A 26,426-nucleotide genomic window follows, 5' to 3' on the forward strand; every position below is an offset into this window, starting at 1 on the left:
ATGAATGTAGAGTTAACGAGATTCAAAGTGAAACAAGGTAAAAGTCAGCGTGTAGATGCATGGATGCAGCTTCTTAATGACAATATGAAAGAAGTGCTTTTGACACTAAACGACGAAAAGATGTACGTTGAGACAATTTTCCGGGAAATAAGAGATGGAGAAGAATACTTATATTGGTATTCTGTGCAAGGAGAAGGCGGGGCTCTTGTGGAAAATTCTCATCATGAAATTGATAAAAAGCACTTAGCATTTTGGTATGAATGTATTGATGAAGAAGCACTGTCTGTTGATATGAAAACAGAAGTCGTTATGATTCAAGATGTTGTGAAGGAAGCGATGAAATAATAGAATAGTATGTTGGAGAGAAGCGCATCAAAATAGGTGTGCTTTTTATTTTGAAAAAAATTATAGAAAAGCTGTATACATTTTACGCTCTCAAACGTTGAGTATATAGAAGGGAGAGCAGAATGAGTCATGATACGTTTGAATCGTTATTAATAGAGAAGTCAAAAGCTGTGTTTGGATACTTAATTAAGATTGGAGCAGATAGAAAAGAAGCGGAAGATATTGTGCAAGATACGCTGTATAAAGCTTTATTGCTTATGGAGGAAATACCGTTAGAGCATTTAACACCGTGGCTCTTTAGGGTTGCAATCAATCAACACCGAGATTTATATCGGAAAGAAAAAGGGCTAAATCCCATTGCGATTGAATCTGTTGTTCTTATTGGCCAAAAGTCATTAGATGAAGTGCTTTTAACAAGTGAACTACAAGGCGAGGTACAAGAAATATTGGAGACGATGACGGAGGAATATCGTCATATTTTACTGTTGAAATATGAATATGAACTATCTTATAAGGAAATTGCCATTTTATTAAGTATGAAAGAAGATACAGTAAAAACAAGTTTGTACCGTGCAAGAAATCAATTTAAAAAATTGTATAGGAGGAGAAACGATGAGTCGGAAAGACTTTGATTTGAATATGGATGATAAGCAGATGAAAGTTTTGATGAAGAGAGCGAAGCGGAAGCAACTTTGGAGAAATTGGCTTATTTCTATTTGTGCGTCCATTATTGTTATAGTAAGTTTGTTTTTGGGAGCAGCGTATTTTTCTCAGCAAACGTTTAGAAAAATGGAAAGAGAAATGAATGCACTACATAGGGTTCAAGGCCCTAATATTCGTTTCAGTGGAAGTATGTATTTAAGTCTCGGTGTTACAGGGAGTACGGTAATATATAACTCGTATAAAAATATAGCTGGCCAACCAGTAAAATGGGTAAATGATATATATGAATCTGGCATATGGGATTATAGTATGAAGCACTACAATGGTGAGCTTGTTAGTTTAGATGAGGAAAAAAGGGGTGAAGAGGCTGTTGCGATACCAGACTATAATGTACAAACAATGCAAAGAGAAATGAGGTTTTATTTACCTTTCGTTACTTATAAAAATTATGTGGATGACCTGAAAAATATTGGGGATTTGCAAAATAAAGTTGCAGAAGTAGCCTTATCTTTTGATAAATCGTATACAGTTGAACAAATTACTGAGATGCTTCCCAAAAGTGTACAGCCAGTTTGGTTTTGGGTAGATACATATAATGAAAAGAAAAGTGATTCTTATGTAGGGCTAAAAGATCCTAAAAATGGCGCAATATTAAATGCAGAAATGGCTAAAAATGTTTTTGGGTTTGAAGGGAGTTATGCAAAAGTGAAAGAAGATGTGAAAAATGATGTAACAATAAACTCAAAAGAGTTTCTATACCAGATGAAGTATTTAGCAAAAAATAGTGAAGGTATACCAAGTGATTATTTTGAACAATATTATAAAGAAATAAAAAATACGAAACCAAAAGACCTACCAATATACGGTGTAGTCGTAACAGGTAAAACAGAGGATTTACAAAGTTTACAAGGAGCACCGTATATTAAGGCTGCTGTTAGAGGTGTAACAGTTGAGAAATATTGATTACAAGAGATTAATGTGAATAATCAGAAAATTTATGTTATAATATGGGAAAAGGAGGTTAATATGAGGCAAATACATGGAGCAATTTATATTTACATAACAATGTTTTTCGTGGCGATATCCTATGGATTAGGGCACGTGTATTCGCATCCTATACTAACTTTTTTAAGCGGAGCATGTATGGCGTTTGCGATTCTTGTCCACCTTTTCTCAGTTTGGATCGTGAAATTTCAATTAAATATTAATGAAATAGAAGAAGGCACTTTTTGAGTGGCCTTCTTTTTTTAATAATATTTTGGAAGCTCTTGTAGCAATTTTTCAATTTCGCATTCGGTTTCTTCACATATAGAAAGTGTACGTAGTCTGAAAAATAAGCTGCGTAGGAAAGATTTTATATTTCCGTATAGAAACTCGTATGATTCAATATGTAGTGTTTGTTTTTGGACTGGTAATTGAGCTACTAAGTCATGAAGGGCTAATATGAGTACGTCTTCCTTTAGACTATTTTGTAGCATTGAGACAATCGGATAAATGAGTCGCTCGTCTTCTTCATATTTGTAGTAAATAGAATGGACACAAACTTTGTTTAATAAAGTTTGTAATATTTCTTCGTAATGTAAAGTTTCCAGTTTAGGACTACGAACAAGCGCTTCAAATGTATCAGAAGCATGAGCGATACTATGTGCCCAGCCGTGGTCTTGCACATATCCACGGAAATCATGTTCATTGTTCATATATAGAATTAATTGATCTTTTACAGTTAAAATATCATTCTGTGATAAGAAATTATATTTTGTATCAGCATCAATAATGAGCGCAAGTAATAATGTCGTAAATGCGCGGGTAAATACCGCATCTTCCTCATCCGAATGAATCTTATACAATAAATATTTTTCACTAATGCTTTCTAATAATAGTTTCTGTAATTGTGTGTGTGAAATGTAGTCCTTTTTGATGAGATGATAAAAAGTAGAGTAGATGAGCTTGTCTCTTAAATAGCTATCGGTAACACCGATATGCTCAAGCATATTGGAACTTAAAGAATCAATGTTAAGTGTGTTATCCAATATGTAATTATTATTACGAATTTTTTCTAACTGTTGTTGTAACATATAAACCTCTCCATTTTAGAAAATTCTGTATATTAATAGTATAATGCGTGGAAGGAATAGACAAGGAATAATTTCTTTTGACTGACTCGATATGGGAGGAATCGTTATGAGGAAAGCTATGTTCTTCTTCGTTAGTATTTTATTTTTAGGTGTGTTTCTAATAATATTATCAGCGTGCACTACAAAGCCAGTAGAGCGAGTAGCGGTCAAACAAGTACTTAAAGAAGGATATGTCATATTAAGAAATGATACGGTATTTTTTGTCAGTGATAAAACGTTTGAAACAAAATTAGAGTTACAAAATTATATAGAACAACAAATGAATAAAGATCATCCATCACATATAGTCTTGGGTTTTAAGGATAAAGATGCATATAATAAACTAAAAACAGGAGATAAAATAAAAGTATGGTCCTCTCAAATGCTTGAAAGCTATCCAGCAAAAATGATTGTAGAGAAGTTTGAAATAGTGGAGAAATAGAAAAAGGCAGCAATCACGCTGCCTTTTTTCTTATTTCACAAATTGTAATTCTTTCGGGAATTTCGTTAAAATTTCTGACCCGTCTTTTGTGATATAAATATCATCTTCAATACGAACGCCACCTACGTTTGGTACGTAAATACCTGGCTCGATTGTGAAGACCATACCTTCTTTTAATGGAGACTCGTTACCAGCTTTTACATCTGGATATTCGTGTACGCTAATTCCAAGTCCGTGACCAAGGCGGTGCGGGAAGAAGTCGCCGTAACCTGCATCTGCGATAACAGAACGAGCAGCGTTGTCGATTGCGCCAAGTGTAACACCTGGTTTACATGCTTCAACTGCTTGTAGTTGTCCAGCAAGTACAGTGTTATAAATGCGAGTTTGTTCTTCAGAAATTTCACCGAATGCCACTGTACGTGTAATGTCAGAGCAATAACCTTCAATGATTACGCCTAAATCAAATAGTACGAAATCGCCGCGTTTCATTTTATTTGCACCTGGAATACCGTGTGGAAGAGCAGAGTTTGCACCTGCTAATACCATCGTATCAAATGACATTTTATGTATGCCTTTTGTTTTTAATTCGTGTTCAATAATTGCTAATACTTCTAGCTCACTACGATCTTCTTTAATTGCATTTACACCAACTTCAACAGCGTAGTCCGCCATTTTAGCTGCTTCGCGTAAAATAGAAAGTTCTTTTTCATCTTTAATTAAGCGAAGTTCACGAACTTTTTCCTCAGCTGATTTGAACGCTGCATTTGGGAATAACTTTGTTAATTCTTCGTAGCGCTCTACGTTTAAATGTTCTTTTTCAATTGCAACTGCATTTGCATTGATGCCACGGTCTTTAATTGCTTTTGCAATCATATCCCATGGTCTGTCAGTATCAGTAAATCCGATAATTTCATGTGCCCAGCCGGCGTTACGCGCTTGACCTTCTTCCATTTTAGGGCAAATTAAAATAGGCTCTTTTTCTTGGAATACAAACATACCAAGAAGTCTTTCATGTGGTTCACAGTGGAAGTTTGTCATGTAGAAGACGTTCGGTGTAGAAGTTAAGAACGCAGCTTCTACGTTTTTTTCTTTTAGCCATTGCATTAAATTTTCTAATCTAGCATTCATCGATTGGCACCCCCGAGATATTTAATTACAAATATAACTTTACATCGGAAGAAAGCGTTATGACAAGTAAATAGATGTTAGAAAAGACAGGGAATTGAAAAATCATGTAGAATAAAAAATGAGAATGTGAATAGGGGAGGAATGTAGTAATGAAAGTATCTTATCACGGGCATTCAGTTGTAAAGATTGAAACGAATGGAAAAGTGATTTTAATTGACCCATTTTTAACTGGAAATCCGACAACGGATTTAAAGGCTGAAGATGTCAAAGTAGATGCAATTCTTTTATCGCATGGACATGGTGATCATGTTGGAGATACAGTAGAGCTTGCGAAGAAAAATAATGCAGTTGTTGTGGCACCATTTGAACTAGCGACATTTTTAAGTTGGCAAGGTGTAAATACACATCCGATGCATATTGGTGGTTCGCATGAATTTGACTTCGGAAAAGTGAAGTTTACACAAGCATTCCACGGTTCTAGTTATATTGATGAAGAAAATAAGACGATTACATATACAGGTATGCCAGCAGGTATTTTATTTACAGCAGAAGAGAAAACTGTATACCATGCGGGAGATACCGCTCTATTCTCTGATATGAAATTAATAGGGGAACTGAATAACATTGATATAGCATTTTTACCAATTGGTGATAATTTCACAATGGGGCCAGAAGATGCTATTTTAGCAGCGAAATGGACTCAGGCGAAAACTGTTGTACCGATGCATTACAATACGTTCCCAGTAATTGAACAAGACCCATATCAATTTGTAGAAAAGCTACAAAATTGTACAGGAAAAGTATTAGAAGCTGGAGAAAGTATTACACTATAGAAAAGAAACCCTTCATTTGAAAAGACAAGTGAAGGGTTTTTTACGTGTGTAGGACAGCTTTTAAAGGTTGTACTTGTTTTGATGATTTTTTTCTTTTTGGAAGTGGCTGTTCAGGTGTTTCATTCAATTCCATTGCAACTTTTTTTCCATCTATGAAAGCTAAAAATACAGCACCTACAACTTCTAATAATTTTTTCATCATATATCCGCTCCTTTGTTTCATTTCTTGTCTTCATTGTATATTGAAGCGGCTGGACAAACTATCGAACGAGATGACAATACCATTACATTGTTGTAATAGAAAAAGTAGTGTAATGTAAGGCGTATTTTGTTATAAAAAAAATAGTACAGACATATAAAGAGAGAGTGTAACAGTTTTGAAAATATAGTATACTGAAAATACAACACATGAAGAATTTAGGGAAAAGAAAGTATGGTGAAACCATTTGGCTACCAAGCATAACCAAATTTTAGAACATATTAATGGCCTGCCAGTAGGGCATAAAATTTCTGTAAGGCAAATTGCGAAAGATTTGAGTGTAAGTGAAGGGACAGCTTACCGTGCAATTAAAGATGCAGAAAATAAAGGATATGTTAGTACGATTGAACGTGTCGGAACAATTCGAATTGAACAAAAGAAGAAAGAGAATATTGAAAAGCTGACATATGCAGAAGTCGTTAACATTGTCGATGGTCAAGTACTTGGGGGCAGAGAGGGCCTACATAAAACGTTAAATAAATTCGTAATCGGGGCAATGAAATTAGAAGCGATGATGCGCTATACAGAAGCTGGAAACTTACTTATTATCGGTAACCGTACGAACGCACATCAATTAGCGTTAGAAGCCGGAGCTGCGGTATTAATTACGGGCGGATTTGATACGGAAGATCATGTGAAGAAATTAGCAGACGAATTAAAACTGCCGATTATTTCAAGTAGTTACGATACATTTACAGTTGCGACGTTAATTAACCGTGCAATTTACGATCAGCTTATTAAGAAAGAAATTGTCCTCGTTGAAGATATTTTAACGCCAATTGAAGAGACGTTATATTTAAAGCCGAATGATACAGTGCAGCAATGGCATGCGTACAATGAAGAAACGATGCATGGACGTTATCCAATTGTTGATGAAAATAAAAAGGTGTTAGGTATCGTAACTTCAAAAGATATGATTGGTGTCGTGAAAGAAACACCAATTGATAAAGTGATGACAAAGCATCCAATTACGGTAAACGGTAAAATGTCTGTCGCAGCTGCAGCACGTATGATGGTGTGGGAAGGTATTGAGTTACTTCCAGTTGTTGATGAAGGAAATAAACTGCAAGGAATTATTAGTCGTCAAGATGTACTTCAGGCGCTGCAAATGATTCAGCGTCAACCACAAGTCGGCGAAACAATCGATGATATTGTAACGAATCAATTTATGACGCCGAAAGAAGCGAAAAATGAACATTTATATCAATTTTCAGTGACGCCGCAAATGACGAATTCAATCGGAACGTTATCTTACGGTGTATTCACAACAATTGTGACGGAAGCAACGAATCGCGTTATTCGTGCGCAAAAGAAGAGTGATTTAATTGTTGAGAACTTAACAATTTATTTCGTAAAACCAGTTCAAATTGACAATGTTGTATCGGTTCATCCGAAAGTATTAGAAATTGGACGTAAATTTGGTAAGGTTGATGTAGAAGTGCATCATGAAGGTAATGTTGTCGGAAAAGCGCTACTTATGGTGCAGTTGATTGATAAATAAAAAGATGGAGCAAGCCGCTTTGGTTTGTTCCATTTTTTTATTTAAAAGGATAGAAACAAAAATAAATAGCGTATCATTTCATATGTATAATAAAAATACTGAAAAATTCGAAGATGCGGAAATGGCATAGCGATAAGGAGGAAGTGAATGGGCGGAATCATTTTCTTTTTAGTGGTCGTATGTTTCATCATTATTCATGTTGTAACGCATAGAAGAATGAATGCTATTAAAAAGAGGTTGTATTTTGTAAGTTTGACTCTTGCTAGTATAGGTGCCTTGATTCCTATATCAGGAGAAAATGAGCCGGATTTTTTTTACTTTGGTGTACCAGCTGAAACGTTTGTTTATTATGGTGGGTGGGAATGTTGGTTTAATCCATTAGGTTTTTTCTTTAACTTTATTTTGTTTTATTGGATTTTGAAGCTATTGTTTAAGTTACGTAAGAGTTCGGATAGAGAAGTGAAAAAATAGAAGGATATGTATGAGTACGGATAGAAAATTGGTTGTTAGTCAATAAAAGTGGTGATTTGATCACACCTATTATGAAAGATGAAGGAAATATCCAGTATTTTGTTGTCTTTAGGTTTATAAACGGAAGTGAAATTTTAGAACCAAGGGATAGGGACTATGAAAAACTCGGATCATTAATGCGAAAGTTTCATGAAAAAACAAATGAAGTGCTCAAAAGAGTGCCGCAAACTTGGAGAGGTTATGAAAGGCCTATATATAGTGAGCAAAAGATAATCCACGAGCCTTTACAACGATTACTAAATGCTTCATTTCTATCGCATGCGGATAAGCATAAATGCATAAGAATTGCAGAAAGAATACAAGAACTCGCAAATTCAACTCAACTAGGAGAAAAACAATTTGTTCACGGTGATATGCATTTTGGTAATGTTCTTGTAGACAAAGAGGATTGGTATTTACTTGATTTTGATGAATGTGGATTTGGGTATAAAGAGTTTGATATTGGTGTTCCGAGATTACATTTAATTGCTTCGGGACAGTTAGAAGTTGTATGGGGGAATTTCATGATGGGATATGGGGAAAATATTTCGGAAACAGCTATTCGACTTGGGACTGCTTCAAGAATCTTTTATATGGTTGGAAAAATACCATTAAGGCTTGATATTGAACCTATTAGAAAAGATCCTGGTGCTTTTATTGGCCGATATATTCAGTATGCGGAAGAGGAATTATGCGGAGAGACAATTGCTTGATGAAAAAAACAGAATATTAATTCATTTAGATTCTAGACTATGTTATAATTGGATTGTAAGAAAATGGATTTCTGGAAGGTGGTATGCATTATGTCATCAACAGTACTCTTTTTTGGTAGTGTCGCACTATTTTACTTCCTCGTGATGATACCGATTCAATATTTATACTTACAAGGTTTACATGAAAAAAAGAAAAAAACAGGATTATCTCAGCGCGAGCTATATGAAAAAATGTCTTTTGGGGAAGAACAATTACACCTTCATGTGCAAGGCAACCCATTCAATATCCCTTCTGCTTTTGTTGCATATATGATTTTAAAAGTTAGAGGACGTAAAAAAGCATCACAATATTGATGCTTTTTTTATGTTGCTTCATAAGATTCAGCTTCTTCAACTGCTAATGGTAAGAAATGTTTGTATTGGCGAAATCCATTAAATACACTTGCACTACCAAATAGAACAAATAAAACACCAACGATAATACGAGCGGTTGAAAGTTCTAAAAAGAATTGGTTTATCCCGAAGAATAAGACGAATGAACCGAGTGCCATTGCGGATTTTCCAGAGAGCCAACCTTTCTCCATTGGGCGGTTTGTACGAAAGTATTTTGTTTTGTAGAAGAGATACAACATAAATGAGACGATAATACAGAAGACTAATACTGGCATAATGCACACTCCCATCGTTTTATGAAAAATAGTAGTGGGGAAAAAGAAATGTCTAAACTTTCTAACTTTTATTATAAAGCAATTGTTCGCATGTATGAAATACTTTCCGTTATAATGAAAGATAAAGTGAAGAAGTTGAGTAAAAAGGAGATTATACATATGCATGAGCAAATTTTAAGAGCAATTAAAGAGTTTGATACAATTATTATTCATCGTCATGTGCGTCCAGATCCAGATGCATTAGGTTCACAGGGAGGTCTTGGTACAATTCTACAAGAATCGTTTCCAGAGAAAAATATTTATACGGTTGGGTACAATGAACCTTCACTAGAATATTTACGAGTAATGGATGATATTGAAGATAGTGTATATGAAAATGCACTTGTTATCGTATGTGATACTGCGAACCAAGAACGTGTTGACGATCAACGCTATGCAAAAGGGAAGATGTTAATTAAAATTGATCATCATCCGAATGAAGATCCGTACGGAGATATTACGTGGGTAGATACGACAGCAAGTTCTACAAGTGAAATGATTTATGAGTTTTACAGTTATGGAAAAGATAAAGGATTACAGATAACGAAAGAAGCAGCTCGTCTTATTTTAGCGGGTATTGTTGGGGATACAGGTCGTTTCTTATTCCCGAATACAACAGCGAAAACACTTCGTTATGTAAGTGAGCTTGTTGATATGGATGTGAATTTCACAGATTTATATAATGAAATGTATAAGACGAAAGAAAAGATTGCTCGTTTAAACGGCTATATTTTACAAAACTTTACGATGGTAGAAGAAGGAGCAGCTTACATTAAATTAACGAAAGAAGTGTTAGAAAAGTTTGATGTACTTCCTTCTGAGGCATCCGGTGTTGTTGGAGCACTTGGTAATATTGATGGATTAAAGTCGTGGGTTCTATTTTTAGAGGAAGACGATGTGATTCGTGTTCGTCTTCGTTCAAAAGGACCAGTGATAAATAAATTAGCAATGCAATATAATGGCGGAGGGCATCCGATGGCTTCTGGTGCAAAAGCATCTTCTTGGGAAGAAGCGGATCGTCTTTTTGCTGATTTACGTGAGTTGTGTAGATAAGAGATTATATATGAGAACGAAAAGAAGGAGCGGCGCTAAAGCCCTCCTTCTTTATTTTTCTTTCTCTATCGTAATGCTAATTTCAAGCACTGTATCAAAAGATATCGTATCGACTTTGAAACGGTATAGCCGATCGTAATGTTTGTACGTTTTGTTTTCGATTACCTTTTTGAGTAGGTCTTTATTTTTTGCTATACTTTGAATGTTTTTCGTTAAAAGATGTTGTAGGTCATTATGGATAGACGTAGTCATATTTTCGAGTGTAAGGTTGTCTAAATCGTATTTTTCTCGATTTATAAGTTTTATTTTAATCTCTTGAATAGTTAAGAGCCGTTTATTTTCTGTATTCAATTTTTCTTGATCTTCGAGAAGGACGTGGAGCTTTGCTTCTTGTTTTTCTATAATTTCTCGTTGCTCTGCTATTTTGCTAGCTTGTTCTTCTTGAAAAACACCGTATATGTACAAAAAAACAAACCAGCTCAACACGCCTCCAACAGCAGCACCAGCTAAAACTAAATACCATTTTTTTGTTGTATTGGCACTTGGTACTCTCATACATGTTCCTGCGTTAGCCATTTAATAATAGTAAGACCTGTTTGCATACCACCCGTTGCGAAAAAAATAAGGAGAATTTGTTTTACAATATCTTTCATATCTCCGCCAAAGAAACTTCTTTCAAAGCTATAAAAAGTATCAAATGTTCCGCCAATTGCTGCAACGAGTGCCCAAATTCTTAAATTTTGGGCGAATTGATTAATGTAAGTTAGAGTTGGTTTTCCGATAAGAAATGCACCAAATCCACCAATTAATGAACCACCAAGTATAACCCCAAAGGCAATAAAATAACTAATAATAAGCAGAGAGAAAAAAGTATGTTCTCTTACATCCATCGTCATTCCCCTTTCTTCTTCATATATATGGACAAAGTATAAGAAGTATGTTTTGATTTCCGCTTTCCTCATCACCTATAATAAAAGTAGTCAGATTGGTAAAGAGAGGGTACAACAGTGAAGTTTGTGCATTTACAATGTCAAACCGTTTTTAGTTTATTAAAAAGCGCTTGTAAAATTGATGAGCTTGTAGTCAGGGCGAAAGAACTTGGTTTCTCGTCACTCGCTATTACGGACGAAAATGTTATGTATGGCGTTATTCCGTTTTATAAAGCATGTAAGAAACATGGTATACAGCCTATTATCGGCTTAACAGCTTCTATTTTTAGTGAAGAAGAGGAAAAATCTTATCCGCTTGTTTTACTTGCTGAAAATGAAATGGGCTATCAAAATTTATTAAAGATTTCTAGTAGCATTATGACGAAGTCAAAAGAAGGTATTCCGAAAAAGTGGCTTGCCCATTATGCGAAAGGATTAATTGCTATTTCACCAGGTAAAGATGGGGAAATTGAACAATTATTATTAGAAGACAAAGAGAGTCAAGCTGAAGAAGTAGCTTGCATGTATCAAAGTATGTTCGACAATTTTTATATGAGTTTGCAGCATCATGCGATTCAAGATGAACTGCTCCTGCAAGAGAAATTACCTGCATTTATGAGTAGGATAAATGTTCCAGTCGTTGCAACAAACGATGTACGCTACATCAATCAAAGTGACGCACTTGTTCATGAGTGCTTATTATCTGTTGAAAGTGGAACGAAAATGACTGATCCAGATAGACCAAGGTTGAAAACTGATCAATATTATTTAAAATCATCAGATGAAATGGAAGCACTATTTTCTCACGTAGAAGAAGCGATTTATAACACAGTAGAAATTGCAGAACGTTGCAGAGTAGAAATACCGTTTCATATAAATCAATTACCGAAATTTCCTGTTCCAGCTAACGAGACGAATGATATGTATTTACGCCGCGTTTGTGAAGAAGGCTTGCAGAAACGATATGGTACCCCGAAAGAAGTACATATAAAGCGTTTGAATCATGAATTAAACGTTATTTCTAGTATGGGGTTTAGTGATTATTTCCTCATCGTGTGGGATTTTATGAAGTATGCGCATGAAAATCATATTTTAACAGGACCAGGACGTGGATCGGCAGCCGGCTCACTCGTTTCTTACGTATTAGAAATTACAGATATTGATCCGATTGAATACGATCTATTATTTGAAAGATTTTTAAATCCTGAACGTGTGACACTTCCAGATATTGATATCGATTTTCCAGATATAAGACGTGATGAGATGATTCGATATGTGAAAGATAAATATGGTCAGCTGCGTGTTGCACAAATTGTAACGTTCGGGACGCTTGCAGCGAAAGCGGCGATTAGAGATATTGCGCGTGTAATGGGGCTTCCGCCGCGAGACATTGACATATTCTCAAAACTTATCCCATCAAAGCTTGGTATAACGTTAAAAGATGCATATGAGGAATCGCAATCACTCCGTGAGTTTATACAAGGGAATCTGTTACATGAGCGTGTGTTTGAAATTGCAAAACGTGTAGAAGGCTTACCACGTCATACGTCTATTCATGCAGCTGGCGTTATTATGAGCCAAGAGCCGTTAACCGGAAGTGTTGCAATACAAGAAGGGCATAACGATGTGTATGTTACGCAATACCCAGCTGATGCATTAGAAGAACTTGGTTTGTTAAAGATGGATTTTTTAGGATTACGTAATTTAACGTTACTTGAAAATATTATAAAGTTTATCGTGAAAAAGACGGGGACACAAATTGATTTAAGAAATTTACCACTTCAAGATGAAAAGACGTTCCAATTGTTGGGTAGAGGGGATACAACAGGTGTATTCCAGCTTGAATCAGGTGGTATGCGAAATGTACTTCGCGGGTTAAAACCGAATGAATTTGAAGATATTGTCGCTGTTAACTCGTTATATAGACCAGGACCAATGGAACAAATTCCAACCTTTATTGAATCAAAGCACGGAAAAAGAAAAATTGAATATTTACATCCGGATTTAAAGCCAATTTTAGAAAGAACATACGGTGTAATTGTATACCAAGAACAAATTATGCAAATTGCGTCGAAGTTGGCGGGATTCTCGCTCGGAGAAGCAGATTTATTACGCCGAGCAGTGAGTAAAAAAAATCGTGATATTTTAGATCAGGAGCGTAAGCATTTTGTACAAGGCTGTTTACAAAATGGTTATGACGAGACATCCGCAGAGAAAATTTACGATTTAATTGTAAGATTTGCGAATTACGGTTTTAACCGAAGTCACGCTGTAGCCTACAGTATGATTGGATATCAGCTTGCTTACTTAAAAGCGAATTATACGCTGGAATTTATGACAGCATTATTATCAAGTGCAATTGGAAATGAAGATAAGATTGTGCAGTATATACGAGAAACGAAGCGGAAAGGTTTTCACGTTTTGCCGCCGTCTCTTCAGAGAAGTGGTTACAATTTCCAAATAGAAGGTAATGCGATACGTTACAGCTTACTTTCAATTCGAAACATCGGAATGGCTACAGTGACAGCATTACTCGAAGAACGAGAGAAAAAAGTATTTGAAGATTTATTTGAATTTTGTCTTCGCATGCCATCAAAGTTTGTAACAGAGCGAAATTTAGAGGCGTTCGTCTGGTCTGGGTGTTTTGACGATTTTGGTGTTTCGAGAACAAATTTATGGAAAAGCCTTAAAGGAGCGTTAGAGTACGCAAATCTTGCACGTGATTTAGGAGATGCTGTTCCAAAGTCAAAATACGTGCAAGGAGAAGAGCTCTCTTTTATTGAACAGTTAAATAAAGAGAAGGAAGCACTAGGTTTTTATTTATCAAGCTATCCGACAGCGCAGTATGTGAAGTTAGCGAAAGAATTAGAAATTCCATCACTCGCTCAGGCAATGCGACATAAGAAAAAAGTACAAAGGGCTATCGTGTATATAACAAGCGTGAGAGTGATTCGTACGAAAAAGTTGCAAAAGATGGCGTTTATTACATTTTGTGATCAAAACGATGAAATGGAAGCAGTTCTTTTCCCTGAAACATATATACATTTCTCAGATAAGTTACAAGAAGGAGCAATTGTTTTAGTTGACGGCATGATTGAGCTTAGAAATCATAAGTTGCAATGGATTGTAAATGGACTATATCCGTTAGAAGAAATGGATGTGTATGAAGAAAAGAAAGATGCATCTGTTTACGTGAAATTGTCGTCTCAGTATGAGAAAAAGCTTTTAAATCAGGTTACTAAAATATTGTTTGACTATTCAGGTTTTGCGAAAGTACTAATTTATTATGAAAAGGAACATAAAATGGTACAATTGTCTCGAAGTTTATCGATTCATCCAAGTGAAGAATGTTTAGGAGCACTTCGTGAAATTGTCGGGGAAGAAAATGTAGTTGTGAAAATATAATGGACAATTTCCCTACACTTCGATTATTATAGTAGTAGTGTTCGTGGTCAGACCACTTGGAGAAATTGATATCAGCTAGAATAATTTGAGGAGAGTGGATAGTTTGTCAACACTTCGTGAAGAAGCACTTCACATGCATAAAGTGCATCAAGGAAAATTAGAAACTGTATCAAAAGTAAAAGTAGAAAATGCAAAAGATTTAAGTCTTGCATATTCTCCAGGGGTTGCAGAACCTTGTAAGGAAATTTATGACGATAAAAGTAAGGTATATGAATATACGATGAAGGGAAATATGGTAGCAGTTGTGACAGATGGAACGGCTGTACTTGGTCTTGGTAACATTGGACCTGAAGCATCTCTTCCAGTAATGGAAGGTAAAGCTGTATTATTCAAGAGCTTTGCTGGTGTAGATGCATTCCCAATTGCCTTAAATACAAACGATGTAGATAAAATTGTTGAAACTGTAAAATTAATGGAGCCAACTTTTGGCGGCGTTAACTTAGAGGATATCGCAGCACCAAACTGCTTCATTATTGAAGAACGTTTGAAAAAAGAAACAAATATTCCTATCTTCCATGATGATCAACACGGAACAGCTATCGTAACAGTAGCAGGTCTTGTGAACGCGCTAAAATTAGTTGGAAAGAAAATGTCTGACATTAAAGTTGTCGCAAATGGCGCAGGTGCAGCAGGTATTGCAATTATTAAACTTTTATATCGCTATGGTGTACGCGACATTATTATGTGTGACCGTAAAGGCGCAATCTATGATGGTCGTCCTACAGGTATGAATCCGGTGAAGGATGAAGTTGCAAAATATACAAATAAGAATCGTATTGAAGGTTCTTTAGCTGACGTTGTACAAGGTGCGGACGTATTCATTGGTGTATCTGCAGAAGGTGCATTAACAGAAGAGATGGTTCGTACAATGAATGACGATGCAATTATTTTTGCAATGGCGAATCCAGTTCCAGAAATTATGCCAGAATTGGCAAAAGCAGCGGGCGCAGCTGTTGTTGGAACGGGTCGTTCTGACTTCGCGAACCAAGTAAATAATGTACTAGCGTTCCCTGGTATTTTCCGTGGTGCACTTGACGTACATGCGACACAAATTAACGAAGAAATGAAGATGGCAGCTGTACAGGCTATTGCTGAGCTTGTAGCAGAAGATGAGTTGAATGCAGACTATATCATTCCGGCACCGTTTGACGCGCGTGTAGCGCCTCAAGTGGCAGCTTACGTTGCGAAAGCTGCAATGGAGACAGGAGTAGCTCGCCGTCAAGTAGATCCAAATGAGATTGCTGAGAAAACAAAACAATTAGCGCTGATTGGTAAAGAATAAGCGAGGAATTTCCATTGACATCATCAAATACAAAAGTATATCTCGAAATTGTAAAAAAAATCCGTTCCATTATGGAAGAAGATGGATTGGTGGCGGGGGATCGTTTGCCGTCTGAGCGTGAGTTAAGTTCACGTTTAAACGTAGGGCGTTCCTCTGTAAGAGAAGCATTGCGTGCTTTAGAACTGGTAGGATTGATTGAAACGAGACGTGGTGAAGGGACGTTTATTCGAAACTTTTACGATAACGGTCTTGTACAATTGATTGCGCCGTTCTTGCTGCAAGATGAGAAAACAATTCGTGATTTATTACAAACAAAACGATTGCTTGAGAAAGATATGATTCGAATTGTATGTAATTTGCCGAAAGAAACGTTTTCTAAAGTGCTAAGAAAATTAAATCAAGTGCTTGAAGAAAATGAAAACTCGATTCCAATGCTTCATCAAACGTTCTTTAAAACACTCATTGAACAAGTCGATAATTATTTACTATATCGCATTTGGATGATCGTAAATGATTACGTATCAACTCTTTCTTGTGAAGTTTCAGGAGATTCTATCGATATGTATAGAAAGCTTTATGCTACTTTGGAAGAAAAACAAGAAAATGATGCACTAAAAATTTACGATGAATTAGTAGAGAATATACAGTTTCACTCGTAATGTATAAAATTTGTCGAAATGACCATGACACGTTATGACAAACATTCTATCGCGTAGCGGTTAAAGTTAAACGTAAAGAGTGAGGTTATTAGACAGATTGAGAAGATAAGGCTAACATCAAACTTTGGTGTTAGCCCAATTTTCTTCTTGCGCTAACCTTAGCTCTCAACGAAGGGGGTCAAATTGTGCTAAGAGATTTATTCGTGAAAAAGAAAAAGTACGCTGCAATACCTTCAGAACAAGTACGAAAAGATGTACCGGATGGCGTTATGACAAAATGTCCGAAATGTAAAAAAATCATGTATACGAAAGAGCTTCTAAAAAATTTAAAAGTATGTGTGAATTGTGGATATCATCATCCTATGAATGCATGGGAACGTCTTGATAGTATATTGGATGAAGGGTCATTCCGTGAGTATGACAAAGAAATGGTTTCATTAAATCCACTCGAGTTTCCAGGATACGAAGAGAAACTAGAGAGCGATCGTAAGAAGACTAAATTGAACGAAGCGGTTGTAACTGGTGAAGGAACAATTGATGACATGCTTGTTGTTGTTGCAGTAATGGATTCTCGTTTTCGAATGGGCAGCATGGGCTCTGTTGTAGGAGAGAAAATTGCCCGTGCAGTTGAAAAAGCATACGACTTACAAGTTCCATTTATTATCTTTACTGCGTCGGGTGGTGCTCGTATGCAAGAAGGGATATTAAGTTTAATGCAAATGGCAAAAACAAGCGTAGCTTTGAAAAAGCATAGTAATGCAGGAGGGTTATTTATTTCTGTTATGACTCACCCAACGACGGGCGGGGTTTCAGCGAGTTTCGCTTCACTTGGTGATTACAATCTTGCAGAGCCAGGTGCACTTATCGGATTTGCTGGTAGACGTGTAATTGAACAAACAGTGCGTGAAAAACTACCGGAAGATTTCCAGACGGCAGAATTTTTATTAGAGCACGGTCAATTAGATGCGGTTGTGCATCGTGATGATATGAGAGAATCGCTCCGTAAGATTTTAGAAGTTCATCAAGGAGGGGAAATGGCTGTATGGCAGAGCTAGAATTTGAGAAACCAGTTGTTGAGCTAAGAAATAAGATTCGTGAACTGAAAGACTATACGAAAAACAGCCAGATGGACTTCAGTGAGGAGATTCGTATTTTGGAAGACAAGCTAGAAAAATTAGAGGAAGATATATACGGCAATATGAAAGTATGGGACCGTGTTCAAATTGCTCGTCATGCAGAACGACCGACAACGCTCGATTATATTGAGCACTTATTTACTAATTTTTTTGAATGTCATGGAGATCGCCTATTTGGCGACGATGCAGCGATTGTCGGCGGCATTGCGAAATATGAGGGGATGCCTGTAACTGTAATTGGGCACCAACGCGGAAAAGATACGAAAGAAAATATTCGTCGTAATTTTGGGATGCCTCATCCAGAAGGATATCGAAAAGCACTGCGTCTAATGAAACAAGCGGAAAAGTTTAATCGTCCTATTATTTGTTTCATCGATACGAAGGGAGCTTATCCTGGTAAAGCAGCTGAAGAACGTGGACAAAGTGAGGCGATTGCCCGTAATTTATTTGAAATGGCGGGTTTAACGGTACCTGTTATTTGTATTGTTATCGGTGAAGGTGGTAGTGGTGGTGCGTTAGGTCTTGGAGTAGGAGATTACATTCATATGCTGGAAAATTCCACGTATTCTGTTATTACACCAGAGGGTGCGGCGGCAATTCTTTGGAAAGACGCTGGTAAAGCAAAAGAAGCTGCAGAAGCGATGAAAATTACAGCATTAGATTTGAAAGAATTAGGTGTAATTGACGAAATTATTCCAGAGGCAAAAGGTGGAGCGCATCGTAATATTTTAAAACAATCAGAAAATATAGATTTAATGCTTAAGAAAACTTTTGAACAATTAAGCGGAATTTCGAAAGATGAATTAATCGAAAAACGTTATGAAAAATATATGAAAATTGGGCAAGTTTCGTTTTCAAACGCTTCCATTGGGATAAAATAATAAAAGCGTGCGTTCCTCTTCGCGAATGCACGTTTTTATTATGAAAAGACACATCTTCTCCATTGTGTTTTTATATTTTTTCGTGTTATTTTATTATAAGGCAAATAATCTTTATGAGGTGAGTACAAATGAAACGTATTGGTGTATTAACAAGTGGTGGAGATTCACCTGGTATGAATGCTGCCATTCGTGCAGTTGTTCGTAAAGCGATTTTCCATGATATTGAAGTATATGGTATTTACCATGGATACGCGGGTTTAATTTCTGGTCATATTGAAAAATTAGAACTTGGTTCTGTTGGCGATATTATCCACCGTGGTGGTACGAAATTATATACAGCAAGATGTCCTGAGTTTAAAGATCCAGAAGTACGACTAAAAGGTATCGAGCAATTAAAGAAACACGGTATCGAAGGACTTGTTGTTATTGGTGGAGATGGCTCTTACCAAGGTGCTAAAAAATTAACTGAACAAGGATTCCCATGTGTTGGTGTACCAGGTACAATCGACAATGATATTCCTGGGACAGACTTCACAATTGGTTTCGATACAGCTTTAAATACTGTTATTGATGCAATTGATAAAATTCGTGACACAGCTACATCTCATGAACGTACATATGTTATCGAAGTAATGGGACGTCATGCTGGAGATATCGCATTATGGGCTGGTTTAGCTGATGGTGCCGAAACAATCTTAATTCCAGAAGAAGAGTATGACATGGAAGATGTTATTGCTCGTCTGAAGCGTGGTAGTGAACGTGGTAAAAAACACAGTATTATCATTGTGGCTGAAGGTGTTGGAAGTGCAATTGAAATCGGTAAGCACATTGAAGAAGCAACAAACTTTGATACTCGTGTAACTGTATTAGGTCACGTACAACGTGGTGGATCACCAAGTGCACAAGACCGTGTATTAGCAAGTCGTCTTGGCGCAAGAGCAGTTGAATTATTAATTGCTGGTAGAGGTGGACGTTGTGTAGGTATTCAAGATAATAAACTTGTTGATCATGATATTATCGAAGCGTTAGCTCAAAAGCATACAATCGATAAAGATATGTATCAATTATCTAAAGAATTATCCATCTAATCGGCTTAATGTCGGATATTTGGGAACGGTTTCATAATTTTCGGAGGTGCAATATGCGTAAAACTAAAATTGTATGTACTATAGGTCCTGCTAGTGAAAGTATTGAGAAATTAGAACAATTAATCGAAGCGGGTATGAACGTTGCTCGTTTAAACTTCTCTCATGGTAGCCATGAAGAGCACGGCGCTCGTATTAAAAACATTCGTGAAGCTTCAAAGAAAACTGGTAAAACAGTTGGTATCTTACTTGATACAAAAGGTCCAGAAATCCGTACTCACGACTTCGTAGACGGACAAGCTGAGCTTGTAACAGGTGCGGAAGTAGTTCTTTCTACTGAGCAAGTATTAGGTACTGCAGAGAAGTTCTCTGTATCTTATGCTGGTCTTTATGACGATGTAGACCCAGGTTCTCGTATTCTAATCGATGACGGTCTTATAGAACTAGAAGTAATCGAAAAAGCTGACGGAAACATCCGTACAAAAGTTTTAAACAGCGGAACTGTAAAAAATAAAAAAGGTGTTAACGTACCAAACGTAAGCATTAAGCTTCCTGGTATCACTGAAAAAGACGTAAAAGATATCGTTTTCGGTATCGAGCAAAAAGTTGATTTCATCGCAGCTTCATTCGTACGTAAAGCATCTGACGTATTAGAAATCCGTGAATTATTAGAAGGGCATAACGCTCAATACATCCAAATCGTACCGAAAATCGAAAACCAAGAGGGTATCGATAACATCGATTCAATCTTAGAAGTTTCTGACGGTTTAATGGTAGCTCGTGGTGATATGGGTGTAGAAATTCCACCAGAAGAAGTACCATTAGTACAAAAACGTCTAATCAAAAAATGTAACGTGTTAGGTAAACCGGTTATTACTGCAACACAAATGTTAGATTCTATGCAACGTAACCCACGTCCAACTCGTGCGGAAGCAAGTGACGTAGCTAACGCAATCTTCGATGGTACAGATGCAATCATGCTTTCAGGTGAAACAGCTGCTGGTCAATACCCAGTAGAAGCAGTAACAATGATGGCTAACATTGCAGTACGTGTTGAAAAATCATTACAATATGAAGATATGTTCAAAAAACGTATTAAAGAGTTCACTCCAACAATTACAGATGCAATTAGCCAATCTGTTGCGCATACAGCACTTGCTCTTGATGTAGCTGCAATCGTAGCTCCAACAGAAAGTGGACATACTGCGAAAATGATATCTAAATACCGTCCGAAATCTCCAATCGTAGCTGTAACATCTGACGAGCAAGTAGGACGTCGTCTTGCACTTGTTTGGGGTGTACAAGCATTTATGGCTGGAAAACGTGCAGCGTCTACTGACGAAATGTTAGATACTGCAATTCAAACAGGTATGGATGCAGGTCTAATTGGACTTGGAGACACTGTAGTAATCACTGCTGGTGTTCCAGTTGCTGAAACTGGTACAACAAACTTAATGAAAATCCATGTTGTTGGTGAAGAAGTTGCGAAAGGACAAGGAATCGGTCGTAAAGCTGCAAAAGGTAAAGTAGTTGTAGCGAAAACAGCTGCTGAAGCTGTAGCGAACGTAAACAAAGGTGATATCCTTGTTACAACAAGCACTGATAAAGATATGATTCCTGCAATCGAAAAAGCTGCTGCTCTAGTTGTAGAAGAAGGCGGTCTAACAAGCCATGCGGCTGTTGTAGGTGTATCAATCGGTATTCCTGTTATCGTTGGTGTAAACGGCGTAACAGCAACTTTAAAAAATGGCCAAGAAGTAACAGTTGATGCAGCACGCGGAATTGTTTATAATGGACATGCGGAAGTGCTATAAGTAATACGAAGAGAAGGATCGGAGTCCTTCTCTTTTTTTTACACAAAAATGAGGTGGAATCAGCTTGAAACGCCTGGAATTACGTTTAAAAGCCGTTTGTTACGAGGTTCAATAGGGAAAGGTGTTTAGTTTCTGTGTAGCGTATACGGGCGCTCTGGGTTCGTTTAAAGTGATGAGTGAGAGGAGCGTAGAACTATGAAGTGGTTACTATTCTTGTTTATTTTAATACCGGCGATTGAGATTACAGTCTTAATTGGATCGAGTCATGTAATAGGTTTATGGTCTACGTTCGCTATGATTGTATTTACGGGTGTTGTAGGTGTCTATTTGGCGAAAAGACAAGGATTTAAAGTGCTTAGAGAGATTCAATCTAAGTTGAATAGAGGAGAAATGCCAGGAGGAGCGGTACTGGATGGTATTTTTATCTTTGTAGGAGGTATTCTTTTGGTACTTCCTGGATACGTAACGGATATAATAGGTTTGATCTTCGTTATCCCTATGACGAGGGCTTTGTTGAAGCCATTTGTTATGAAGTGGATGGAATGGAAGTTTAGAAAGAGTTCTACTATTATTGTGCAGAAATAGTGCTTAGATTATAGCGATCTAAGCACTATTTTTTTGCCCGCAAAAGGATGAGAGATGGATGAAGTTCTATTGATTAAAGTTTTGCTGTATCATGCCTTAAAATGTGGTGAATGCGAAGGAGTTAAGTGGAAATCAGACTGTTCATACAAGTCCGGTTGGTGAAAGTTAATAATCGGTGGTGGACAAAATCTTTACTGATCATAGTTTTACCTTATTATATTTGCTATGTATTTTTCGATTGGATATGGAGGTAGTTCTTAATGAATGTGTTGTAGGGAAATTCATATGGACTCAAGCTGGTTTTTGTATATAAAAAGAATCAATTGGTATGGAAAAGTTAGATACGAACAGGAAAAATGTTAGTTTAAGTCTTATTTTATACCATTTTGCATATTTATTCATTTACATAAAAAGTAATAAATGTAAGTAATAATTATAAAAATAATAGAATAAATATGTAAAAATACCTCGGGATATGCGTTTTCTATGCAAAAAAACAAGAGTATTATCCTTTTTGTGGGAAATTCTCTTGTTGTATGTAATGAGTGTGAAAAACAAGTATAAGGAATAATCAGTGGGAAATTCCCACTGATTACATATAAGTTTTTTGTTGTATATGAATTAGAAACTATTATTTTGAAGGTGAGCCTTTAATATATTTCCACAAATCATGGAATACACGAGCTTTGTGCAATGTATTAAGTAGTACTAAGATGACTGGACCGATGATTAATCCTAAAAAGCCAAAAAGCTTAAAGCCGACAAATAGAGCGATCAGTGTTGCTAATGGATCGAGGCCGATATTAGATGAAAGTACTTTAGGCTCCATAATTTGTCTTTGGACAATCACGACGATGTATAAGATGAGAAGACCGATGGCGAAAGCAGTATCGCCAGTGAAAAATACGTATATAACCCAAGGAACGAAGACGGCACCTGTTCCTAAATACGGGAGTAAATCTACAACCCCTGTAATAATCGCGATAGTAATGGCGTATGGTACGCGTAATATTAAAAGTCCGATTAGTACAATAACAGTTGTCATAGATACGAGTGTAAGTTGCGCTTTAACAAAACCAAATAAAGCTTTTCTTAAGTCGACAAAAATAGTTTTTCCATAGCCATGAACACGATTGGGCAAAAATTTTCTTACTTTCTGAGCAAGACGATGCCAATCGTAACTAATGAAGAAAGTGGCTAATAAAACGAATACAAGGACAGTTAAAGTGGTTGGTAATGCACTAATGAAATTTGTTAACCCGCTTATAATAGCAGTTAAAAGTTCTTTCATTTGCGTCGTTGCTTCGGTTCCTAAGTTTTGAATGTTTTGTGTAATCGTATAGCGCTGTGGTTCCCCAAGATGATTAAATTTAGAAATTAAATCATCATAGAGAGGCATAATATGATTAAGTGCAAATTGCTCTGCGAATTTAACGATATCCGGGAACTTTACTGTAACAAGTTGTAGTAAGTATGTTGTGGCCGATATTGCTTCCGTTACAAGATATGTAACGAGTCCGACGATAGCTCCGAATACGAGAATTAAGCTAACGAGTACTGCTAGTGCGCGAGGAAATTGTAGTTTTTGATTAAGGAAATTGACGACGGGATTAATCAAATAAGCAAATGCGAAAGCGATAATAAAAGGATAGATAAGTCCTGACATATATAGTAATGCATAGAACCCCGCTACCGTTGCTACAATGACAAATATGAGTCGCAATATCATATATAGTAAGTTTCGGTTCAAAGATGTATACCTCCCATTCCAATTTGGATTATCCTAATTCGTTCAACTTATAACGAGTGTGCGGCACTGATTAAAGTTTCACTTTATGTTATAGTGGAATGATGGATTTTTCCTGCTTTTTCAGTACATGAGTGACTGTAAAAGCTTGGTGTTGATGCTTCTACTATATGGTAAAAACTTCATTTTCTCTTCTTTTTATTTTACCTGTTTCTTATTAGAAAAGAAAGGAGAGACAATCGTTTTCAAAAATGTATATAGGCTTAAATTTTTGATGATGAAAGTCTCAGTTTAGCATTTTAAAATACAGAAAAAATGAAGTGGTTATTGTTGAATATACATCGATATAGCATGTATAACGATAGGTTTAAAGGTATTTTTGTTTGGAAATGAGTTCATTATTTTCAGAAAGGAAGTGCAAACATGATTAGTCAGTCAACGTTATTTTTATTCATACTACTTATTATAGGACTTGTTGCTAAAAACCAATCGCTTACTGTAGCTATTGGTGTGTTATTTTTATTGAAATTTACGTTTCTAGGAGATAAAGTCTTTCCTTATCTACAAACGAAAGGGATTAACCTCGGTGTAACGGTTATTACAATAGCAGTACTCGTACCGATTGCAACGGGGGAAATAGGTTTTAAACAACTTGGAGAAGCGGCGAAATCGTATTATGCATGGATTGCTTTAGCTTCAGGGGTAGCGGTTGCTTTGTTAGCGAAAGGCGGCGTACAATTATTGACGACGGATCCTCATATTACAACTGCGCTCGTTTTCGGGACAATTATAGCGGTTGCTTTATTTAATGGAGTTGCTGTAGGTCCATTAATTGGGGCTGGAATTGCCTATGCAGTTATGAGTATTATACAGATGTTTAAATAAGGAATTTTATAGTAATATAAAATTTTTGAATTCTTTCTGTTCACAAAAGTCAGATAATTGTTTATAATAGGATTAGAAACTTTGAAAAGTTACATAACAGCAGAGACTTTACACCAGATAAAATAAAAACAACATAAAACAATTTTATAATGATATTGTTTTATGTTGTTTTTATCATAAAACTCTTCGGGATTAATTTTCCTCACTAACTTGTTGTTTTGAGCGTGAGGATTCGGGGAGACATTCACGCTCATGCTTTCCATGTAAACAATGGACAATAAGAGGGGAACATCGCAACAAATTTGCATGATCGTGCATTTTGCTTGCCTAAAGAGTGAACGGGCGTTCATAATTCAAAAGGGAAGCAAATAGATATAAGGAGCAAGGTTGGGAGAATTTTCAGGAAAAGGAGAGAATGTCATGACTGTTATTCGAGGTTTAGAAGGGGTAGTAGCAACAACATCATCTGTGAGCTCTATTATTGATGATACATTAACTTATGTTGGGTATAATATTGATGATTTAGCTGAGAATGCTACATTTGAAGAAGTAGTGTACTTATTATGGCATCGCAAGCTTCCTAATGAACAAGAACTAGCGAAATTTAAAGAGATTGTATCGGAATACTATAAAGTTCCAGGTGAGATTTTAACATATTTGAAACAAGTAGATTTAAAAATCGCACATCCGATGTCTGTTTTACGAACTGCAATTTCCATGCTATCATTATACGATGAGAGCGCTGAAATTATGGATGAAAACTCCAATTATTTGAAAGCGGTTAAATTGCAGGCTCAAGTGGGAACTTTAGTTGCTGCTTATGCAAGAATTCGTAAAGGTTTAGATGTTGTTGAGCCTAGAAACGATTTATCATTAGCTGCAAACTTCTTGTACATGTTAAATGATCGCGAGCCAAATGAAGTTGAAATTGAAGCTTTTGACAAGGCGCTTGTACTTCACGCAGATCATGAGTTAAACGCTTCTACATTTACTGCACGCGTTTGTGTAGCTACACTTTCAGATGTATATTCTGGTATTACAGCAGCAATCGGTGCGTTAAAAGGTCCTCTTCACGGCGGGGCAAACGAAAATGTAATGAAGATGCTAACTGAAATTGGCGAAGAAGAAAATGTAGAATCATATATTCATAATGCTCTTCAAAATAAAGTGAAAATCATGGGCTTTGGCCACCGTGTATATGAGCAGGGTGATCCGCGTGCAAAACATTTACGCGAAATGTCTAAGAGATTATGCGTGCTTTTAGGAGAAGACAAATGGTATAATATGTCTATCAAAATTGAAGACATTGTAACAAAAGAAAAAGGTCTTCCACCAAATGTTGATTTCTATTCAGCTTCTGTATACCATTGTTTAGGAATTGACCATGACTTATTTACACCTATTTTTGCAATTAGCCGTATGTCAGGCTGGTTAGCTCATATTCTAGAACAATATGAAAACAACCGTTTAATCCGTCCGCGTGCTGATTATAATGGACCAACACATCAAGTGTACGTTCCAATTGCACAACGATAAGCGAAAAACACTATTTTGATAGTGAAAATACGCTTTCAAAAGTCTGATTTTTTCGGAAAGACGTAATGATTAGAATATTTTAATTTAAATAACGGTTTGAACTGAGGGGTTATTCCCTCAGTTTCATACATATGAAATTTCAAACATGGGGGTT

Annotated in this window: 27 protein-coding genes and 1 pseudogene; 21 read left to right on the forward strand and 7 right to left on the reverse strand. The window is 36.4% G+C overall.

Going from position 1 to position 26,426, the window contains the following annotated elements:
- The 4 genes from QCI46_RS04285 to QCI46_RS04300 all read left to right on the forward strand — a co-directional run bounded on the left by QCI46_RS04285 (window position 1) and on the right by QCI46_RS04300 (window position 2,241).
- A complete protein-coding gene (locus QCI46_RS04285) occupies window positions 1–345 on the forward strand; it encodes a DUF6176 family protein (protein WP_199695317.1) in 345 nt (114 codons plus the stop codon).
- Window positions 346–467: 122 nt separating this feature from the next.
- The gene (locus QCI46_RS04290) at window positions 468–977 is read left to right on the forward strand and encodes an RNA polymerase sigma factor (RefSeq protein WP_353839672.1); all 510 of its coding nucleotides are present in this window, start codon (window positions 468–470) and stop codon (window positions 975–977) included.
- Complete coding sequence (locus QCI46_RS04295) at window positions 958–1,971, forward strand: anti sigma factor C-terminal domain-containing protein (RefSeq protein ID WP_000087170.1); 1,014 nt, start codon at window positions 958–960, stop codon at window positions 1,969–1,971. The genes QCI46_RS04290 and QCI46_RS04295 overlap by 20 nt, the downstream gene beginning before the upstream one ends.
- A 63-nt stretch (window positions 1,972–2,034) precedes the next feature.
- Entirely contained in the window at window positions 2,035–2,241 is a 207-nt protein-coding gene (locus tag QCI46_RS04300) for a hypothetical protein (protein WP_353839673.1), read from the forward strand.
- 14 nt (window positions 2,242–2,255) lie between these two features.
- Here QCI46_RS04300 and QCI46_RS04305 read toward each other — a convergent pair whose 3' ends face one another.
- The gene (locus QCI46_RS04305; protein WP_353839674.1) at window positions 2,256–3,083 is read right to left on the reverse strand and encodes a DUF2785 domain-containing protein; all 828 of its coding nucleotides are present in this window, start codon (window positions 3,081–3,083) and stop codon (window positions 2,256–2,258) included.
- A gap of 106 nt (window positions 3,084–3,189) precedes the next feature.
- Here QCI46_RS04305 and QCI46_RS04310 point away from each other — a divergent pair, with 106 nt between their 5' ends.
- Window positions 3,190–3,564 carry a DUF3221 domain-containing protein gene (locus QCI46_RS04310; RefSeq protein ID WP_483299011.1) on the forward strand — a complete coding sequence of 125 codons (375 nt, stop codon included), beginning with the start codon at window positions 3,190–3,192 and terminating at the stop codon, window positions 3,562–3,564.
- A 30-nt stretch (window positions 3,565–3,594) separates the two neighbouring features.
- On the opposite strand, the gene pepQ is transcribed toward QCI46_RS04310, so the two are convergent.
- Window positions 3,595–4,692, reverse strand: a complete 1,098-nt coding sequence (gene pepQ, locus QCI46_RS04315) for a Xaa-Pro dipeptidase (RefSeq protein WP_000994030.1) — start codon at window positions 4,690–4,692, stop codon at window positions 3,595–3,597.
- 149 nt (window positions 4,693–4,841) lie between these two features.
- Here pepQ and QCI46_RS04320 point away from each other — a divergent pair, with 149 nt between their 5' ends.
- Window positions 4,842–5,525, forward strand: coding sequence for a metal-dependent hydrolase (locus QCI46_RS04320; protein WP_353839675.1), 684 nt, complete (start codon window positions 4,842–4,844; stop codon window positions 5,523–5,525).
- 40 nt (window positions 5,526–5,565) lie between these two features.
- On the opposite strand, the gene QCI46_RS04325 is transcribed toward QCI46_RS04320, so the two are convergent.
- On the reverse strand, window positions 5,566–5,727 hold the full coding sequence (locus QCI46_RS04325) for a hypothetical protein (protein ID WP_353839676.1): 162 nt from the start codon (window positions 5,725–5,727) through the stop codon (window positions 5,566–5,568).
- A 244-nt stretch (window positions 5,728–5,971) separates the two neighbouring features.
- Here QCI46_RS04325 and QCI46_RS04330 point away from each other — a divergent pair, with 244 nt between their 5' ends.
- From QCI46_RS04330 to QCI46_RS04345, 4 genes and pseudogenes are all read left to right on the forward strand, one after another.
- A complete protein-coding gene (locus QCI46_RS04330) occupies window positions 5,972–7,285 on the forward strand; it encodes a CBS domain-containing protein (protein ID WP_000201566.1) in 1,314 nt (437 codons plus the stop codon).
- Between the two features lie 147 nt (window positions 7,286–7,432).
- Complete coding sequence (locus QCI46_RS04335) at window positions 7,433–7,756, forward strand: hypothetical protein (protein ID WP_353839678.1); 324 nt, start codon at window positions 7,433–7,435, stop codon at window positions 7,754–7,756.
- Between the two features lie 32 nt (window positions 7,757–7,788).
- Window positions 7,789–8,508: pseudogene (locus QCI46_RS04340) on the forward strand (phosphotransferase enzyme family protein); the annotation flags it as partial.
- A gap of 90 nt (window positions 8,509–8,598) precedes the next feature.
- Window positions 8,599–8,862: a DUF3949 domain-containing protein gene (locus tag QCI46_RS04345; protein WP_353839679.1), complete on the forward strand. Its 264-nt coding sequence runs from the start codon at window positions 8,599–8,601 to the stop codon at window positions 8,860–8,862.
- An 8-nt stretch (window positions 8,863–8,870) separates the two neighbouring features.
- Here QCI46_RS04345 and QCI46_RS04350 read toward each other — a convergent pair whose 3' ends face one another.
- Window positions 8,871–9,176, reverse strand: coding sequence for a YtpI family protein (locus QCI46_RS04350; protein ID WP_098668042.1), 306 nt, complete (start codon window positions 9,174–9,176; stop codon window positions 8,871–8,873).
- Window positions 9,177–9,335: 159 nt separating this feature from the next.
- On the opposite strand from QCI46_RS04350, the gene QCI46_RS04355 reads away from it, so the two are divergent.
- Window positions 9,336–10,268, forward strand: coding sequence for a DHH family phosphoesterase (locus QCI46_RS04355; protein WP_353841833.1), 933 nt, complete (start codon window positions 9,336–9,338; stop codon window positions 10,266–10,268).
- Window positions 10,269–10,319: 51 nt separating this feature from the next.
- Here the strand turns inward: QCI46_RS04355 and ytrI are convergent, their stop codons facing one another.
- Window positions 10,320–10,823 carry a sporulation membrane protein YtrI gene (gene ytrI, locus QCI46_RS04360; protein ID WP_353839680.1) on the reverse strand — a complete coding sequence of 168 codons (504 nt, stop codon included), beginning with the start codon at window positions 10,821–10,823 and terminating at the stop codon, window positions 10,320–10,322.
- A complete protein-coding gene (ytrH, locus tag QCI46_RS04365; RefSeq protein WP_073516695.1) occupies window positions 10,820–11,233 on the reverse strand; it encodes a sporulation membrane protein YtrH in 414 nt (137 codons plus the stop codon). Before ytrH ends, ytrI begins: the two co-directional genes overlap by 4 nt.
- Before the next feature lie 42 nt (window positions 11,234–11,275).
- Between ytrH and dnaE the strand changes: the two genes are divergently transcribed.
- The 8 genes from dnaE (at window position 11,276) to QCI46_RS04405 (ending at window position 22,104) form a co-directional block, all read left to right on the forward strand.
- A complete protein-coding gene (dnaE, locus tag QCI46_RS04370) occupies window positions 11,276–14,602 on the forward strand; it encodes a DNA polymerase III subunit alpha (protein WP_353839681.1) in 3,327 nt (1,108 codons plus the stop codon).
- Window positions 14,603–14,735: 133 nt separating this feature from the next.
- Window positions 14,736–15,944, forward strand: a complete 1,209-nt coding sequence (ystJ, locus tag QCI46_RS04375; protein ID WP_161796084.1) for an NADP-dependent malic enzyme — start codon at window positions 14,736–14,738, stop codon at window positions 15,942–15,944.
- A gap of 14 nt (window positions 15,945–15,958) precedes the next feature.
- The gene (locus QCI46_RS04380; RefSeq protein ID WP_000204434.1) at window positions 15,959–16,603 is read left to right on the forward strand and encodes a FadR/GntR family transcriptional regulator; all 645 of its coding nucleotides are present in this window, start codon (window positions 15,959–15,961) and stop codon (window positions 16,601–16,603) included.
- A 185-nt stretch (window positions 16,604–16,788) separates the two neighbouring features.
- On the forward strand, window positions 16,789–17,658 hold the full coding sequence (gene accD, locus QCI46_RS04385) for an acetyl-CoA carboxylase, carboxyltransferase subunit beta (protein WP_000942866.1): 870 nt from the start codon (window positions 16,789–16,791) through the stop codon (window positions 17,656–17,658).
- Window positions 17,646–18,620, forward strand: coding sequence for an acetyl-CoA carboxylase carboxyl transferase subunit alpha (gene accA, locus QCI46_RS04390; RefSeq protein WP_353839682.1), 975 nt, complete (start codon window positions 17,646–17,648; stop codon window positions 18,618–18,620). Before accD ends, accA begins: the two co-directional genes overlap by 13 nt.
- A gap of 128 nt (window positions 18,621–18,748) precedes the next feature.
- Complete coding sequence (pfkA, locus tag QCI46_RS04395; RefSeq protein WP_353839683.1) at window positions 18,749–19,708, forward strand: 6-phosphofructokinase; 960 nt, start codon at window positions 18,749–18,751, stop codon at window positions 19,706–19,708.
- A gap of 53 nt (window positions 19,709–19,761) precedes the next feature.
- Window positions 19,762–21,519 (forward strand): pyruvate kinase, encoded by a 1,758-nt coding sequence (gene pyk / locus QCI46_RS04400; RefSeq protein WP_001232679.1) that lies wholly within the window; start codon window positions 19,762–19,764, stop codon window positions 21,517–21,519.
- Between the two features lie 195 nt (window positions 21,520–21,714).
- On the forward strand, window positions 21,715–22,104 hold the full coding sequence (locus QCI46_RS04405) for an FxsA family protein (RefSeq protein WP_048544357.1): 390 nt from the start codon (window positions 21,715–21,717) through the stop codon (window positions 22,102–22,104).
- Window positions 22,105–22,735: 631 nt separating this feature from the next.
- On the opposite strand, the gene ytvI is transcribed toward QCI46_RS04405, so the two are convergent.
- Window positions 22,736–23,854: a sporulation integral membrane protein YtvI gene (ytvI, locus tag QCI46_RS04410; RefSeq protein ID WP_001081380.1), complete on the reverse strand. Its 1,119-nt coding sequence runs from the start codon at window positions 23,852–23,854 to the stop codon at window positions 22,736–22,738.
- A gap of 420 nt (window positions 23,855–24,274) precedes the next feature.
- Here ytvI and QCI46_RS04415 point away from each other — a divergent pair, with 420 nt between their 5' ends.
- Both QCI46_RS04415 and citZ read left to right on the forward strand, forming a co-directional pair.
- Window positions 24,275–24,736, forward strand: coding sequence for a DUF441 domain-containing protein (locus QCI46_RS04415; protein ID WP_000625511.1), 462 nt, complete (start codon window positions 24,275–24,277; stop codon window positions 24,734–24,736).
- 387 nt (window positions 24,737–25,123) lie between these two features.
- Window positions 25,124–26,272, forward strand: a complete 1,149-nt coding sequence (gene citZ / locus QCI46_RS04420; protein ID WP_000503659.1) for a citrate synthase — start codon at window positions 25,124–25,126, stop codon at window positions 26,270–26,272.
- Window positions 26,273–26,426: the final 154 nt, after the last annotated feature.

The sequence above is a fragment of the Bacillus cereus group sp. RP32 genome (assembly GCF_040459735.1).
Classification (GTDB): domain Bacteria; phylum Bacillota; class Bacilli; order Bacillales; family Bacillaceae_G; genus Bacillus_A; species Bacillus_A wiedmannii.

Bases quoted from the DNA above. Each gene is read 5' to 3' on its own strand.
- QCI46_RS04355 (WP_353841833.1), top strand. From the start codon at position 9,336: ATGCATGAGCAAATTTTAAGAGCAATTAAAGAGTTTGATACAATTATT.
- ystJ (WP_161796084.1), top strand. From the start codon at position 14,736: ATGCATAAAGTGCATCAAGGAAAATTAGAAACTGTATCAAAAGTAAAA.
- QCI46_RS04310 (WP_483299011.1), top strand. From the start codon at position 3,190: ATGAGGAAAGCTATGTTCTTCTTCGTTAGTATTTTATTTTTAGGTGTG.
- QCI46_RS04405 (WP_048544357.1), top strand. From the start codon at position 21,715: ATGAAGTGGTTACTATTCTTGTTTATTTTAATACCGGCGATTGAGATT.
- QCI46_RS04300 (WP_353839673.1), top strand. From the start codon at position 2,035: ATGAGGCAAATACATGGAGCAATTTATATTTACATAACAATGTTTTTC.
- QCI46_RS04285 (WP_199695317.1), top strand. From the start codon at position 1: ATGAATGTAGAGTTAACGAGATTCAAAGTGAAACAAGGTAAAAGTCAG.
- QCI46_RS04415 (WP_000625511.1), top strand. From the start codon at position 24,275: ATGATTAGTCAGTCAACGTTATTTTTATTCATACTACTTATTATAGGA.
- QCI46_RS04320 (WP_353839675.1), top strand. From the start codon at position 4,842: ATGAAAGTATCTTATCACGGGCATTCAGTTGTAAAGATTGAAACGAAT.
- QCI46_RS04290 (WP_353839672.1), top strand. From the start codon at position 468: ATGAGTCATGATACGTTTGAATCGTTATTAATAGAGAAGTCAAAAGCT.
- accA (WP_353839682.1), top strand. From the start codon at position 17,646: ATGGCAGAGCTAGAATTTGAGAAACCAGTTGTTGAGCTAAGAAATAAG.
- ytrI (WP_353839680.1), bottom strand. From the start codon at position 10,823: ATGAGAGTACCAAGTGCCAATACAACAAAAAAATGGTATTTAGTTTTA.
- QCI46_RS04350 (WP_098668042.1), bottom strand. From the start codon at position 9,176: ATGCCAGTATTAGTCTTCTGTATTATCGTCTCATTTATGTTGTATCTC.
- QCI46_RS04335 (WP_353839678.1), top strand. From the start codon at position 7,433: ATGGGCGGAATCATTTTCTTTTTAGTGGTCGTATGTTTCATCATTATT.
- pfkA (WP_353839683.1), top strand. From the start codon at position 18,749: ATGAAACGTATTGGTGTATTAACAAGTGGTGGAGATTCACCTGGTATG.
- QCI46_RS04305 (WP_353839674.1), bottom strand. From the start codon at position 3,083: ATGTTACAACAACAGTTAGAAAAAATTCGTAATAATAATTACATATTG.
- QCI46_RS04295 (WP_000087170.1), top strand. From the start codon at position 958: ATGAGTCGGAAAGACTTTGATTTGAATATGGATGATAAGCAGATGAAA.
- pyk (WP_001232679.1), top strand. From the start codon at position 19,762: ATGCGTAAAACTAAAATTGTATGTACTATAGGTCCTGCTAGTGAAAGT.
- QCI46_RS04345 (WP_353839679.1), top strand. From the start codon at position 8,599: ATGTCATCAACAGTACTCTTTTTTGGTAGTGTCGCACTATTTTACTTC.
- QCI46_RS04325 (WP_353839676.1), bottom strand. From the start codon at position 5,727: ATGATGAAAAAATTATTAGAAGTTGTAGGTGCTGTATTTTTAGCTTTC.
- pepQ (WP_000994030.1), bottom strand. From the start codon at position 4,692: ATGAATGCTAGATTAGAAAATTTAATGCAATGGCTAAAAGAAAAAAAC.